We start from the raw sequence: 14,134 nt of genomic DNA, 5'->3' as shown, positions 1-14,134 counted from the left end.
TTGTTCGGGAGGACGGCTTGAACGACAGTGACGCGACAGGCGTCTTCCTCGGCCTGGACGTCGGCAGGAGCGCCTACCACGGGCACGGCCTCACGCCGGCCGGCAAACAGGTCTTCGGCAAGCAACTCCCGGACACCGAACCGAGGGGTGGCGGCGCCGGGCCGCTCGTGGAGCCGGGCAGGGCCGGGCCCGGAGGTTCACCACCGGACCCGTGCCTCCCGCCGGCTGAAACCACGGGTCAGGCGGCCAGTGCCTGTCGCCACCGTATCGGCGCACCCACCCTCAGCACCGAGTTGCGGTAGATCCTCCCGGCGAGGGTCATGCAGCAGGCCGTGACCACCAGCAGGATGGCGGCGGCAGCGAGTTGCTCCTGTACGGTCGCCGTGCCCACCGAGGCCTTGAGCGGGATCAGCAGGCCGGAGAAGGGCGGTATGTACTGCACGACCGAGACCCAGGACGCGGAGAGGTGGGCGGCGGCCGCGGTCGCCGCACCGACCGGCGCCAGGGCAAGCAGCATCACCGGCGTCAGCACGCCCTGCAGGTCCTCAGGCCTCGAGGCCAGTGATCCGGCCGCCGCGTACAGCGAGGCAAACATCGCGAAGGTCAGGAGGAACCAGAGCACCGTGGCCACCAGGGCTCGCGGCGCCGGCATCGCGATGGTCTGCTCGGAGATCGTCGACTGCGCCCCCATGACCGCACCGAGCATCGCGGCCACCTGCACCATTCCGGCCGTGACGATGCCGGAGACCTTGCCCACGAGCAGTTCCAGCGGAGTGAGCGTGGCGAGCAGTACCTCCACCACACGGGTGGACTTCTCCTCGACCACGCCCTGGGCGATCACCGACCCCTGATTGACGACCTGCATGAACAGGATGATGATCAGGCTCGCGGCGGCGCCCAGCTGGAGCGTGCCGACGGAGTCCCCGACGGTCACGGTGGTGGGCGCGGCGGCCGCGGTGTCCCGTGCCAGGCGCCCCAGATCCACCTTCTGCCGGAGCAGGGCCTGGTTGCCGGCCCAGGTCTCGGCCAGTGCGGCGGCGCCCGCCCGTGCCTGATCACCGGTGTCGGCGCGGACCAGGAGGGACGCGTGGGCCCCGGCGACGACCACAGCCGCGTCTGCGTCCTTGTCCTCGACGAGCTTTTGTGCCTCTGCCATGTCGTCGCACGACGTCACCCGCACACCGGGTGGCGCGGTGCCGAGCGACGCGGCCGGTGTGCCGCAGACGGCCACGGTGGCGGAGGTGCTGCGCCCTATCAGGTTGAAGCCGATCACCAGGCCAAAGGTGACGAGGGAGAGCAGAGCCAGGCTGACGAGGTAGCCCCTGGTGAACATCCGCGCCTTCAGTTCCCGGACGTAGACCAGGCGGACACGGGTGGGGCGCAGGGCGCGCTGCTCGGCGGGGAGGCGCTTCATGCGGCCACCTCGTCCCGGTCGGTGATACGGGCCTTCCCCGCAGCCGGAGTACCGGTCCCCGTGCGGTCCGTGGGCGGCGGGTCCCCGGCCGGTTCGACCAGATCCCGGAACAGCTCGGCGAGGGTGGGTACCTGTCGCCGCAGCTGCCGTACGGTGCCGTGCCGCACCGCCTCCCTCAGCAGGTCGTTCTCGGTGCAGCCCGCGGCGAGGTCCACCAGGACGCCCTGCTGGTGCGTCCGGAACCCGGCAGCCGCGGCGCAGCCCGAGGGCCAGTCCTCGCCGGCGCCCTCGACCTCGACGTACACCTGGGCGCTGGTGTCCGCGGACCGCAGCTCCTCAAGGGTGCCGCAGGCCGCGAGGCGTCCGGCGCGCACGATTCCGACCCGGTCGCAGAGCTGCTCGACCAGCTCCAGCTGGTGACTGGAGAAGAGCACGGGAACGCCCTGGGCAGCCTTGTCGCGCAGGACCGCGCTCATGTCGTCCACGGCGAGCGGGTCGAGACCGGAGAACGGCTCGTCCAGGATGAGGAGTTCGGGATCATGGACCAGGGCGGCGGCCAGCTGTACGCGTTGCTGGTTGCCCAGACTGAGGGTGTCCACCCGCTTGTCGCGGTGCTGGGTGATCCGCAGTCTCTCCGTCCAGCGGAGCATCGCCTCGCGGGCGTCGGCACGGGACAGGCCGTGGAGTTCGCCGAGGTACACCAGTTGCCGGGCCACGGTCATCTTGGGATACAGCCCGCGCTCCTCCGGCATGTAACCGAACCGCGCCGACTCCAGCCTCCCGACCGGCACTTCACCCCACAGCACGTGTCCGCGGTCCGGCGCGAGCACTCCGACACCGATGCGCATGGCCGTGGTCTTGCCCGCCCCGTTGCCGCCGACGAAGCCGAATATCTCGCCTGGTCTCACTGTGAACGTCAGTGCGTCCAGCGCCTGCCGGGAACCGAAGCGCTTCGAGACGCCCTCGAGTCCGAGAGGTTTCACGGGCCCTCCCCTTCCTTCTTCCCTCTCTCGTTGATCTGTGCGCTGAGCCGACTTTCCCGTCAGGAAAATACCTGCTACTTTCCCAATAGGAAAGTAGCGATGCTCCCCGGGAGGATGTGAGTGCCGATGGCGCCCGACGGCAACCGCGACAGGGACCCCCTCGAACAGCAGGCCGTGACACCGGCCGACGCCCGGGCGGCGCTCGAGGACATCCGCAGGCGGCAGGAGCAGTCCGGTATGGCCGAACTGCAGTTCGGCATGTCCCGTTCCTCCCTCCTGACCGCGGCGCTGCTGCTGTTCATCTCCTTCGCCTCCTTCGACCTGCCCCGTCCCTGGGGCGGCGCGGTGCTGGTCCCGGGGCTGCTGCTGGTGGCGCTGATGGCGGTCCGCCACACGTACGGCGCGCCGGTCCGCGGCAGGCCGGGCGCCGGAGCCATGCTGGTGGGGCTGGCCTGCGGGATCGCCACGTTCGGGGTGTTCCGGGGGCTGGCGGCGGCGCTCTCCTGGGGCGGGGTGCCGGCGCCTCATCTCATCGCCGCGGCGGTGGTGGTCGGGGCCTGTCTGCTGGCGGCGCCCCGTGCTCGCCGGGCCGCCGAGGCGCGGCTGCGGCGCCGAGCGGGGCGGCGGTACTGATGGACGCCGACTTCGACGCCTTCCTGCACCCGGCTCCGCGGCTGACGATCGTCGCCCTGCTGGCGCCCGCGGGATGGACCGAGTTCGGATTCATCCGGGATTCGGTCGGCACGAGTGACTCCGCCCTGTCCAAGCAACTGTCGGCGCTCGCCGCCGAGGGGTATGTCGAGGTGCGCAAGCAGGTGGGCGCGAGCACCCGGCGCACGCTCGCACGGCTCACGCCGAAGGGGCGGGAGGCGTTCGCGCGGCATGCGGCGGCGCTGCAGCGGATCGCGGCGAGGGCGCAAGCCGCAGGACCGGCCGACTGACCGCGGCCGCGTCTTCACGTCTTCGCGTTCCTGGAGGTCTCCAGCGCGTCCGATTCCCGGGCGGCCTGCCCGGAACGGCCCGCTGCGGCCCATTGGTGACCGTTATGGGCTGGTTTGCCCCGTCATTGCCCTGAGAGGCGCGATCGAACGGGTCGCCGGACTTCGTCCTGTTTCCTTCCGAGTACTCACGCTCTGTACGGGGAGTTGATCATGGGAGATTCAGCGTGATGATCGAAGTGCGAGAGCTGACGAAATACTACGGAACGACCCGGGCGGTCGACGGGCTCAGCTTTCGGATCGAGCCGGGACGGGTGACCGGCTTCCTGGGGCCCAACGGAGCGGGGAAGTCCACGACGATCCGCGCGATGATCGGTCTCGACCGTCCCACCTCGGGCGAAGTCCTCATCGACGGGAAGCGTTATGAAGACCTGCCCCGCCCCCTGACCACCGTGGGCGCGCTGCTCGACGCCCGTGCGGTGCACGGCGGCCGGAGCGTGCGGGGACATCTGGCGGGTCTGGCCCGCAGCAACCGGCTGCCGCTGCGGCGTGTCGACGAAGTCCTGGAGATGGCGGGACTCGCGAGGGTTGCGGACAAGCGGGCAAAGGGGTTGTCGCTGGGCATGGCACAGCGCCTCGGCATCGCCGCCGCTCTTCTCGGCGACCCAGCGGCACTGCTGCTCGACGAGCCGGTCAACGGCCTCGATCCGGAGGGCGTGAAGTGGATCCGCGACCTGATGAAGCGCATGGCGGACGAGGGCCGCGCGGTCCTGGTCTCCAGCCACCTGATGAGCGAGATGGCGCTGACCGCCGGGCACCTGGTCGTGATCGGACGGGGCCGGCTCCTCGCCGACACCTCCGTGGAGGACTTCATCAAGGGCAACTCCCGGTCTTACGTCCTCATCCGCACACCCGAACCCGAGCGCCTGCGCGGCCTTTTGGTCACCCGCGGCATCCAGGTGGACGACGGGCCCGACGGTTCGCTCGAGGCGGTGGGCACCGACCCGAGGACGGTGGGCACCCTCGCCGCCGAGAACCGGATCGCCGTCTACGAGGTCAGTCCGAGGACCGCCTCTCTGGAGGAGGCGTTCATGCAGTTCACCGCGGATGCCGTCGAGTACCGCGCAGAGCAGGGGGCAGCACGATGAAGAACGACCTGAACGCGGCCGTCGGTTTCGAGTGGTCCAAGGTGCGTACCCTGCGCTCCATGCAGTGGAGCCTCGTCCTCTGCGTCGTCCTCAGTCTCGCCTTCGCCGTGCTCACCGGAGCCGTCGTACAGCGCCAGTACGCGCACAAGCCCGCACCCTCGTCCTTCGACCCGATCTCCGCGGGATTCAGCGGACTGCGTCTGGGGCTGATCGGACTCGTGGTCTTCGGCGTGCTGATCGTCACCAGCGAGTACTCCTCCGGGACGATCCGCAGTTCACTGGCCGCGGTGCCCCGGCGCGGAGTCTTCTACACGGCCAAGATGCTCACCGGCGGCCTGGCGGCCCTGGCGGTGTCCGTCACCGCCGCGGTCACCAGTTTCCTTCTCTCCCAGGCGACCATGGGGGACGAGAGCGTGTCCCTCACGGACGACGGTGTGCTGCCTGCCCTGATCGGAGCAGTGCTCTACACGACCATGCTCTGCGTGTTCTCCATGGGCGTCGCCGCCCTTCTGCGCTCCTCCACGATCACCATGGGCATCCTCGTGCCGCTCTTCTTCACGGTCTCGACGATCCTCACGAACATCCCCGGCGTCGGAAAGGCCGCGCAGTTCCTGCCCGACCAGGCCGGCGGACTGGTGCTCTACCGGCACGCCCCCCAGGGGTACGTGCTGAACGCGTGGTCCGGGCTCGCGGTCCTCGCGGCGTGGACCGCGTGCGCGGCGATCGCCGGCTACCTGGCCCTGCGGCGCCGCGACGCCTGACGGCACCGGTGCGGCCCGTGTGCCCCGCGCACGCGGGCCTTGTGCGCAGCCGATGCGCGCTCTTGCTCATCAGCGATGCGGAGGCCGAATGTCCGCCTTCCACGATGAATCCAGGCGCCGGTGACCGTCCGGCGTCCGGATCCATCACACAAGGGAGAACCCCATGTACCAGGGTGACCTGTCCCTCCTCGAGGAGATCGAAGAGCAGGACTTCGACGGCGTCGCGTACGGCGCGTGCACCACGAACACCTTCTCGCTGTCGGACGCGCTGGGCAACAGCGGCGGCTGGTGCACCCTCACCAAGGAATGCCAGCCCAACTGCAACTGACCTTCGCCGCAGACGGGAGAGGAAGCGTCATGCAGAACGAGAAGGACGTTCTCGGGGCGTACGACGAGGCCGAGCTCATCGAGCTGAGCGAGGCCGACGTCACCGGTGGTACGACGCCGGTCTCCATCGCGGTGACGGTGGCGGCCAGCGCCGCCTTCTGCCCGACCACCAAGTGCACCAACGACTGCTGAACCGGCTGACCTCTGTCAGGGGTGAGAGGAGCGATCATGCAGAACGAGAAGGACATGCTCGGGGCGTACGACGAGGCCGAGCTCATCGAGCTGAGCGAGGCCGACGTCACCGGTGGTACGACGCCGGTCTCCATCGCGGTGACGGTGGCGGCCAGCGCCGCCTTCTGCCCGACCACCAAGTGCACCAACGACTGCTGAGTGCTCTGTAGGCCGGTGTAAGCGGGCGGGGCGGAATGGACCGAAACCCCCAAGGGTCCATTCCGCCCCGTCTTTGGGGGTCACTTCACATCGCGTGCAGAAGGACAGGCAATGAGAACTGCGATCAACTTCTACCCGGAGTTCGACGACACGGAGATCGGGGAAACGATCACTCCGCTCGCACCGTTCGACGACCACGTCCTCGCCGTTGTCACCGGTGAGCCGCGGGAGCCCGCCGTGGTACCCACCCGTCCCGGGGTCGTCACAGAGTGGCTGGCACGACCGGAGGAATACCCGTTCCAGCACGTGATCAGACAGGTCGCGGCGGGTGCTGCGGACGGAGATCCGCTGGCCGCCTTCCCCGGCCTGTTCGCCGACCCCGACGAAGCGCTGGTCGAACTGCTCGGCAGGGCGGAGACCCGCATCCGCGAGATGTACACCCGTCCGCTGGTGGCGGCCATCAACCACGCCCGCGAGCAGCAACTCCTCAAGGGGGACGACTCCCAGGAGCGCTACCGCTACTTCGTGGACGAGGCGATCCGCAGCTCGTTCACCGCCGCCGGAGGCCTCAGCTTTCCCGTACTGCGGGATCTCACGCCGGTGCTGCTGGCCGGCACCGTCGACGCAGTCGTCGAGCTCTGCTCCAGGGTGGTGGCCGACCGCGAGGCGCTCCATGACGCCTTCGGTCTCGCGCCGGACGACGCACTGGTCTCCTTCGGCACCCCCGAGGGCGACACCCACCATCATGGCCGGGCCGTCTGCGTCCTCACCTTCGAGTCCGGCAGACGCCTGGTCTACAAACCGCGCGACGTGTCCTGCGAGGCCGCCTTCGTCCGGCTCGCGGACGAACTCAACACGGCCTTCGGTACCCGTCTCGTCACCGCCAAGACACTCGCCCGCGACGGTTACGGGTATGTCGAGTACATCGAGGCCGAGGACGTCTCCGACATCTCCGAGCGCTTCATGCGCGACAGCGGCGAACTGGCAGCGGTCCTGTATCTGCTGAACGCGCGCGACATGCACTTCGAGAACATCGTGCCGACCCGCCGCGGTCCCGTTCCGGTGGATCTCGAGACCCTTCTCCACCCGGAGCGTGTCCACGTCGGGCCGGTTCCGGAAGCCGAGGGGAACGCGTACACCACGATCGGGCAGTCGGTCTACGGAGTCGGAATCCTGCCGCTGGTGATGGCAGGAAGGAAGAAGGACCAAAGCGGGCATGTGGACCTCGGATTCCTCGGCGGTCCGGGGCGCGGCACCTCCCCGTTCAAGCAGATGAGTTTCGACGCGCCGTACACGGACCGGATCAGTCTCTTCCTCACGCCACAGGCGGCGCCGGCACGCAGGACCGTGGCCGGCGAGCGGACCGAGGAGGAGATCCTGCGCCTGGGCCGCGCGATGGCCGACGGCTTCACACGGACGTACCGCGCGGTCCTCGCGGCCCGCGGCACCTGGACCACACTGCTGCGCACGATCGCCGACGGTCTGCGGATCCGCTACGTCCACAACCCCACCGCGCTCTACTCCCAGACCCTGCGCATGACCACGGGACCGAGCGCACTCGACGACCCGGCCACCTATCTGGCGCTGCTCAAGCGCATCGCCATAGCCAGCAAAACCTCGGCCCGGCCGCTGGTCGTCTCCGAGCTCCGGCAGATGGCCGAGCGTGACGTCCCGTACTTCACCGTCAGCGCCACCGGCACCCGGATCTGCGACGGAGACGGCCGGGAAGTGGGCGCCGCGCTCAGCCGCTCCCCGTTGGAACTCGCCCTCGACAAGGCCGCCGGCCTCGGCGAAGCCGATCTCGTACGGCAGCTGCGGCTCATCCGGTCGGCGTTCACCGCTCAGTTCCCGGACAACCACCTGTCTCCCGCACGGCACGTGGCAGCCCCCGCTCACGGCGGTGCCGACCCCGGTGAGCGTCAGGCTCTCGTCTGTCTCGCGCGTGAGCTCTGCGACGGCCTGGCCGACACCTCCCTGCCCGATCGCTTCGCGCACCTGCCCAGGACCTGGATCGGACCGCTGGCGTCCGCGGAGGCCGACCGCCCCTGGCCCCCCGGCGTGCTCGGCTACGACCTGTACACCGGCCGGACCGGAATCGCCCTCACGCTCGGCGCCGCCGGACGGGTCCTGGACGACGACCGCTATCTGAGCGTGTCACGGCAGATCTTCTCGGCGACCGCCGACATCCTGGCCTCGCACCGCTACGAGTACCGCAGCCTCCGGCAGGCCGGATACGGCGGCTACACCGGCATGGCGGGCGTCCTGTTCTGCCTCTCGGCGGCAGGCCGCCTGGCCGGCGAGGACGACTGGGTGCGCGCCGCCCAGGGTGCGGTGCCCCTGGTCCTCGAGCAGATCCGCGCCGAGCCGACCGACGAGCTGCCCCTGGACGTCATCAGCGGCCTCGCCGGCGTGCTGAACTGCCTCACGGCCGTCGTGGGTTCCGACGCGCCCGAAGCGGTCACCGAGGTGACGCTCCTGCTCGCCCGGGCGATCCGGGGAGACGGAGCCTTCGCCCGGTCGGTCCTGGACCAGTCGGGGTTCGCCCATGGAATCAGCGGGGTGGTGTACGCGCTCGGCCGTGCTCATCCCCTGCTGCCGACGGAACACCGGCCACTGGTCGAGACGGTGCTGACCTCACTCGTCAAGCGGCTCGACGTGTTCTTCGACCCGGACGAGCGGAACTGGTCGTCCCGGGCCTCGGTGAAGGGAACCTTCGCGACGGGCTGGTGCCACGGCTCGACCGGTGTCGCACTGGCCCTGTCCGCCTACGGGACCGTGCCCGGCGGCGAGGACGTCACGGCCCTGCGGGACCAGGCGCTCGGCAATACGCTGCGCCTCGGTTTCGGCCGCAACCTGACCTGGTGCCACGGCGACCTGGGGAACCACGCCGCCCTGCGCTTCGTCGCCGGCCCGGCCGACGCACCGCTGCATGCCGAGGTGCGGGAGAAGGAGCGCCGATGGCTCCAGCCGGAGGTGTTCCGTCGCAAGCTGGCCGACCCCGACAGCCGTTACGCACACACCAACAGCCTCATGGTCGGCAGCGCCGGCCTGGCACTGCACCTGCTCAACCGGATCGATCCGGACCTGCGCCTGTGCCCGCTCACCCTCACCGTGGGAGGACGTCGACCGTGATCAGACCCCACCGGAAGAGGATGTCCACGGCACGCCGGGTGCCGACCGTGACCCAGGTCACGCAGACGGAGTGCGGTCTGTGCTCGTGCATCGCCCTGCTGCGGTACTACGGGCGCGCGGAGGAGATCGTCAGTGCCCGCGAGGTCATGGAAGCGGGACGCGACGGCCTGTCGGCCAGCCAGCTGGCGCAGTTCCTGGAATCACGCGGCATGCGGGTCAAGCCGTACCGGGTCAGGAACGTGGCCGCCCTGGAGAACTTCACCTCACCGGTGATCCTCTACTGGGAGAACTACCACTTCGTCGTCCTGGAGACCTTCGACGGCCGGACGGCCGTCGTCATGGACCCCGCGGTCGGACGGCGCCGGATCAGCCGCGAGGAGCTGGAGAAGAGCTTCACCGAGATCGTCCTCGCCGCCGAGCCGGCCGAAGGGTTCGAGAAGAGGCGCGCCAGGCCGTTTTCCGAGTGGCGCAAGTTCCTGCTGCTCACGACGGACGCGAAGAGGCGCATCGGCCTGGTGGCCCTGCTGTCGCTCAGCGGGTACGGGACCGTTCTCGGCATCCCCGTCCTCACCCGATGGGCCGTCGACCGGTACGCGCACTGGCACGGACTCGGCGATGCGGCCCTCCTCCTGGGAGCCGTGCTGGCCGCCGCCCTGGGCTACTACACGCTGCACCTGACGAGGGTCGTACTGCTGTCCTCGCTGATCGCGGTACTGGGCAAGGACCTGATGAACCAGACGTTCACCAGGCTCCTCAACCTGCCGTTCAAGTTCTTCACCACACGGCCGCCCGGCGAACTGATCTACCGGCTCAACAGCGTGACGTCGGTACGCGACCTGATCTCGTCCCGGATGGCCCAGGGCCTGCTCGACGTGGGCGCACTGATCTGCGTCACGGTGTACCTGCTGGTCACGGAGTGGCGCCTGGGGCTGGTCGCCGTCGGCATGTTCCTGCTCAACGCCCTGTATCTGGTGAAGACGCGGTACCGGGTCACCGAGGCGGTCGACTCGGAGATCGCGTATCTCTCCAAGAGCCAGGGAACCCAGCTCGACGCCATCGTGTCGATCCCGGCGATCAAAATGGGCGGTTACGCCCAGGAGTTCCTGAACGGCTGGAACGAGACGTACAGCCACTCGCTGAACGCGATGAAGACGCGGATGCGTCTCCAGCAGGGCCGGATAGCCGGTCTGTCGACCACGACGCAGATGTTCGGGCCGTTGCTCCTGCTGCTGTTCAGTCTTCACCTGGTCGGTGACGGACGCATATCCCTCGGGGCCGCCGTGTCGGTCCAGGCGATTTCCGCGACCTATTTCTCTCTGGCCGGTTCGGTGTTCCAGACGTACACCTCGTTCAACGAGGTGTCCCGGTACGTGTCCCGGCTGGCGGAGATCTCCGAGGAGGAACCGGAGACGCCCGGCGGCACCCGTACCGAACTCACCTCCCCGTCCATCAGCCTCAAGAACGTCAGCTTCCGGTTCACCAGACACAGCGACCTGGTGGTCCGGAACGTCACGATGACGATCGGTGCGGGAGAACGCATAGCCCTCGTCGGCCCCTCGGGATCGGGAAAGAGCACCCTCGGCCGCATCATCTGCGGGCTCTACGAGGCCACGAGCGGAACGATCGAGTTCGGCGGACACGACCTCGAGGAGTACGACAAGACCGCTCTGCGCCGCACCATCGGCTACATCCCCCAGGAGGTGCACATGCACAATCGCACCATCCTGGAGAACCTGACACTGGGCAAGGACCTGTCCGAGGAGTACGTCCGCGAGTTCTGCGACCGGCTGGGGATCCTGGACTTCGTCGACGACCTGCCCATGGGGTTCAACACCCTGGTATCCGACATGGGAGCCAACTTCTCGGGCGGTCAGCGCCAGCGGATCGCCATCGCCCGGGCCCTGCTGGGACAACCGAAGATCCTGGTCATGGACGAGGCCACGGCGGCACTCGACAACATCAACGAACGCCGTGTCATGCAGGTCATCTCGGAGATCGGGGCCACGCAGATCGTGATAGCGCACCGCCTGGCCACCGTGAAGTCGGCCGATCGGATCTACGTCCTCGACAAAGGGACGATCAGGGAAGCCGGAACCCACGAAGAACTCCTCGGAGAGGACGACTTGTACGCGAACTTGTACGGTGAGAACCAGCGGGAGGACACGCTGGTGGGGGGAGAGCGAGCGTGACCGGCCCGCAGGTGGCAGTCGCCGATTTCCTGCCGTTCTACACGAACCGCATACCCCGTCGAACAGTCGTGGACCGATTGCACGGTCCCCTGTCCCGGGTGTCCACGCCCGAGCACGCGGATGAACTGACCGACCGGATCTGGGAAGACCTCGTCACCACCGTGGAGGGACACTCCCTTCGCGTGCTGATAGGGGAGTTCCACGCATTCCGGGAAGCCCAGGGGCTGCCCATGTCCGCCGAGAGCGGCGAGGCGCTCCGGACGTTCCGCCGGCACCTGGACGATCCGGGCAACTGCCGTGACATCCTGGACCGTTATCCGGTGCTGCGCCGCCGGCTCACCGTGGTCCTGGATCACTTCATCGACGCCTACGACGACCTGTTCACGGCCTTTCAGCAGGACCGGCCGCGGCTTGTGGCGGGCGGTCTGCTGGAGGACGAGGACGACACGCTCGCCTCTTTGATCACCACGGGCGGCGACCCGCACAACGACAACCGGCGTGTCATGGTCCTGCGCCTCGCCGGCGGCGGCAAGCTGGTCTTCAAACCGCGTCCCCTGGCGTCCGACGACTTCGTCCGCGACCTGTACGCCGCGGCCGAGCCGTATCTCGCCCACAGCCTCGACGGATGCGTGCCGGCCTCGCTGTCCGTCGGCGACCATGGATGGCAGCGGTTCGTCACCCCCCACGCCATGACCGCGCCGGACCAGCCGGCCCGGTACTTCTACCGCTTCGGCGCGCTGTGCGCGCTCTTCGGCGCCATCGGCGCGTCCGACCTCCACGACGAGAACCTGCTGGCCGCCGGGGAGCACCCGTGCGTCATCGACACGGAGATGATGCTGCGGCCGGGCGCCGGGACCGGGAACGACTCACTGGAACACCGGCTGATCAACCATGTCGAGGCCTCCGTGGCCTCCACCATGCTGGTCCCGAACGTCAGGCCCGAATCGCCGATCGACGTGATCATGGCGGGTGTCGGCGTCGGCGGTGAACAGGTGTCCGGCAAACTGAAAAAGACCGTGATCCAGGACGGTGGCACGGACGCCGTCCGCCTGTCCTGGGAACCCGTCGTGTACCGGCACAAGGAGAACGTGCCGCGGCTCGGCGGGGAGAAACTGGCGTCCGTGCGGTACTACCGCGACATCGTCACCGGATACACCGACGCCCTGGGAGCCGTCCGGCAGCGCAAGGCGATCGAGGACGTCCTCGACCGGTACGCCGATCTGCCCGTGCGCTGCCTGATCCGCTCGACGATGGTGTACGGCCGCTTCCTCGACGCGGCCACACAACCGCGGTACCTGCGCGACACCGGTGAGACCGAGCGGCTCCTGGGGCTGCTGAGAGAGTTTCCCCGGTACCTGACGTCCGAGGCCCGCGCGTTCGCCGGCGAGGCCGAGCGCGTCGCGCTGGACACCGGGAACGTGCCCTACTTCACTGCGCGGGCCGGCTCCACCGAGCTGGCCACGCACACCTCCCGGCACGAGGGAGCCCATCCGTCGTCACCGGCGGACAACGCCCGGGCGGGCCTCGCGCTCCACGCCGGGCAGAGCGACGTCCACCACCGGTTCGTGCTGGAGGAGTGCTTCGGCGAACTCGCCGAGGCGGCACCGGACGTGATGTCCTCCCACAGCGTTTTCGCTCCGGTCCTGCACACCGCCGCGGGCGAGGCATGGTGGCCCCGGGTGGCACGCACGCTCCGGGACGTGCGGGTGACCTACCAGGACGAGCACGGCGCGCAGTGCGGCTGGATCGGCGGGGTGGGGCCCGGCCGCGGTGTCCCCACCATCGTCCCGGGGAACTTCCTGTCGTTCCACGACAACGGGGGGATCGTCACCTTCCTCCAGGACGCCGCGCAGCACGATGCGGAGATGACAGAGCTGTACCTGAGCGCCGACCGCGGCCTGAGCGCGCTTCTCGAGGTGTACGGGGAGGCTCTGCTGCGAGCCCCGGAGAGCGTGTTCACCGGGGCGGCCTCGCTGCTGCTCACCCGGCCTTGCCGGCAGGACCGCGCCTGGGTGGCCCAGCTGCTGGAGCGGCTTCCGGAGCGCATCGAGGCCGGCACCCTGGAGACGGACCTGGCCAACGGCCCCGCCGGTTTTCTCATGGCCGTGCTGGCCCGTCTCGAAGCGGGCCAGGACCCCTTGATGGACGAGGAGCGGCTGACGCGCCTGTGCGACCTGGTGCTCGCACAGGCCGGGACGAGGCGGGACCGCGCGTGGTTCGACGTGGCTCACGGCGATGTCGGCATGCAGTGGGCCGTGTCCCGGATCGGCCGGTACCTGGGTGACCCGTCCCTGACCGGCGCGGCCGCGGACTGGCTGACGGAACGCCTGGCCGACGGGGGGCTGCCGCCGGTGCCGGGATGGTGCAACGGCAACGCGGGGCTGCTGCTGGTCGCGGCGGAGATCCTGACGTCGGCGGGCCGGCGGCGGACACCGACCGGCACACGCCTCGAAGAACTGGCGGACCGGGCGACGTCGTTGCGGGAGCAGAGCCCGGTGGACCTGTCGGTGTGCCACGGCTCCAGCGGCGTGATCCAGTCGCTGATCGCGGCGAGCCGACTGCTGGAGGACCGATCCATGCTCGAACGGGCGGCCGACTACCGGGACCGCGTGGCGGAGGCGGCCCGCAAGCATGGGTTCCACACCGGTTGTCCGGGTAGGACCTCGCTGCTGGGCTACATGTTCGGCTGGTCGGGCATCGGCCACACCGACCTCATGCTGAACAGGGCACTCGACGGTCAGGAACCGGCCTTCGTGCCGGTGGCGTTGACCGCCTCCGGCGTGCCGGAACCGTCGATGCCGCGGCCGCGCGGCGGGAGCGCCGTGAGAGAAGTCCTGCGATGACGACCGGAG

12 protein-coding genes and 1 pseudogene are annotated in these 14,134 nt (G+C 69.2%); 11 read left to right on the top strand and 2 right to left on the bottom strand.

Going from position 1 to position 14,134, the window contains the following annotated elements; all coding sequences use genetic code 11:
- Window positions 1-17 precede the first annotated feature (17 nt).
- Window positions 18-146: pseudogene (locus IE286_RS23025) on the top strand (IS110 family transposase); the annotation flags it as partial.
- A 92-nt stretch (window positions 147-238) separates the two neighbouring features.
- Here IE286_RS23025 and IE286_RS23020 read toward each other — a convergent pair.
- Both IE286_RS23020 and IE286_RS23015 read right to left on the bottom strand, forming a co-directional pair.
- The gene (locus IE286_RS23020; protein WP_189798680.1) at window positions 239-1,414 is read right to left on the bottom strand and encodes an ABC transporter permease; all 1,176 of its coding nucleotides are present in this window, start codon (window positions 1,412-1,414) and stop codon (window positions 239-241) included.
- Complete coding sequence (locus IE286_RS23015) at window positions 1,411-2,397, bottom strand: ABC transporter ATP-binding protein (protein WP_229863434.1); 987 nt, start codon at window positions 2,395-2,397, stop codon at window positions 1,411-1,413. The genes IE286_RS23020 and IE286_RS23015 overlap by 4 nt, the downstream gene beginning before the upstream one ends.
- Window positions 2,398-2,523: 126 nt before the next feature.
- Here IE286_RS23015 and IE286_RS27375 point away from each other — a divergent pair, with 126 nt between their 5' ends.
- The 10 genes from IE286_RS27375 to lanM all read left to right on the top strand — a co-directional run bounded on the left by IE286_RS27375 (window position 2,524) and on the right by lanM (window position 14,125).
- On the top strand, window positions 2,524-3,030 hold the full coding sequence (locus IE286_RS27375; RefSeq protein WP_229863425.1) for a hypothetical protein: 507 nt from the start codon (window positions 2,524-2,526) through the stop codon (window positions 3,028-3,030).
- Window positions 3,030-3,338 carry a transcriptional regulator gene (locus IE286_RS23010; RefSeq protein ID WP_189798678.1) on the top strand — a complete coding sequence of 103 codons (309 nt, stop codon included), beginning with the start codon at window positions 3,030-3,032 and terminating at the stop codon, window positions 3,336-3,338. Before IE286_RS27375 ends, IE286_RS23010 begins: the two co-directional genes overlap by 1 nt.
- 227 nt (window positions 3,339-3,565) lie before the next feature.
- On the top strand, window positions 3,566-4,483 hold the full coding sequence (locus IE286_RS23005) for an ATP-binding cassette domain-containing protein (protein WP_189798677.1): 918 nt from the start codon (window positions 3,566-3,568) through the stop codon (window positions 4,481-4,483).
- Window positions 4,480-5,244 carry an ABC transporter permease gene (locus IE286_RS23000; RefSeq protein ID WP_189798676.1) on the top strand — a complete coding sequence of 255 codons (765 nt, stop codon included), beginning with the start codon at window positions 4,480-4,482 and terminating at the stop codon, window positions 5,242-5,244. Before IE286_RS23005 ends, IE286_RS23000 begins: the two co-directional genes overlap by 4 nt.
- Window positions 5,245-5,407: 163 nt before the next feature.
- Complete coding sequence (locus IE286_RS22995; protein ID WP_189798675.1) at window positions 5,408-5,572, top strand: plantaricin C family lantibiotic; 165 nt, start codon at window positions 5,408-5,410, stop codon at window positions 5,570-5,572.
- Between the two features lie 29 nt (window positions 5,573-5,601).
- On the top strand, window positions 5,602-5,763 hold the full coding sequence (locus IE286_RS22990; RefSeq protein ID WP_189798674.1) for a class II lanthipeptide, LchA2/BrtA2 family: 162 nt from the start codon (window positions 5,602-5,604) through the stop codon (window positions 5,761-5,763).
- Between the two features lie 36 nt (window positions 5,764-5,799).
- A complete protein-coding gene (locus IE286_RS22985) occupies window positions 5,800-5,961 on the top strand; it encodes a class II lanthipeptide, LchA2/BrtA2 family (protein WP_189798673.1) in 162 nt (53 codons plus the stop codon).
- A gap of 111 nt (window positions 5,962-6,072) precedes the next feature.
- Entirely contained in the window at window positions 6,073-9,093 is a 3,021-nt protein-coding gene (locus tag IE286_RS22980) for a type 2 lanthipeptide synthetase LanM family protein (protein ID WP_189798672.1), read from the top strand.
- A gap of 47 nt (window positions 9,094-9,140) precedes the next feature.
- Window positions 9,141-11,282: a peptidase domain-containing ABC transporter gene (locus IE286_RS22975; protein WP_229863423.1), complete on the top strand. Its 2,142-nt coding sequence runs from the start codon at window positions 9,141-9,143 to the stop codon at window positions 11,280-11,282.
- On the top strand, window positions 11,279-14,125 hold the full coding sequence (gene lanM, locus IE286_RS22970) for a type 2 lanthipeptide synthetase LanM (protein ID WP_308115063.1): 2,847 nt from the start codon (window positions 11,279-11,281) through the stop codon (window positions 14,123-14,125). Before IE286_RS22975 ends, lanM begins: the two co-directional genes overlap by 4 nt.
- Window positions 14,126-14,134 lie beyond the last annotated feature (9 nt).

It is taken from the genome of Streptomyces thermodiastaticus, assembly GCF_014656135.1.
GTDB classification, from domain to species: Bacteria; Actinomycetota; Actinomycetes; order Streptomycetales; family Streptomycetaceae; genus Streptomyces; species Streptomyces thermodiastaticus.
The sequence above is the reverse complement of the archived record's forward strand: the minus strand, read 5'-3'. Positions and strand labels throughout refer to the sequence as shown.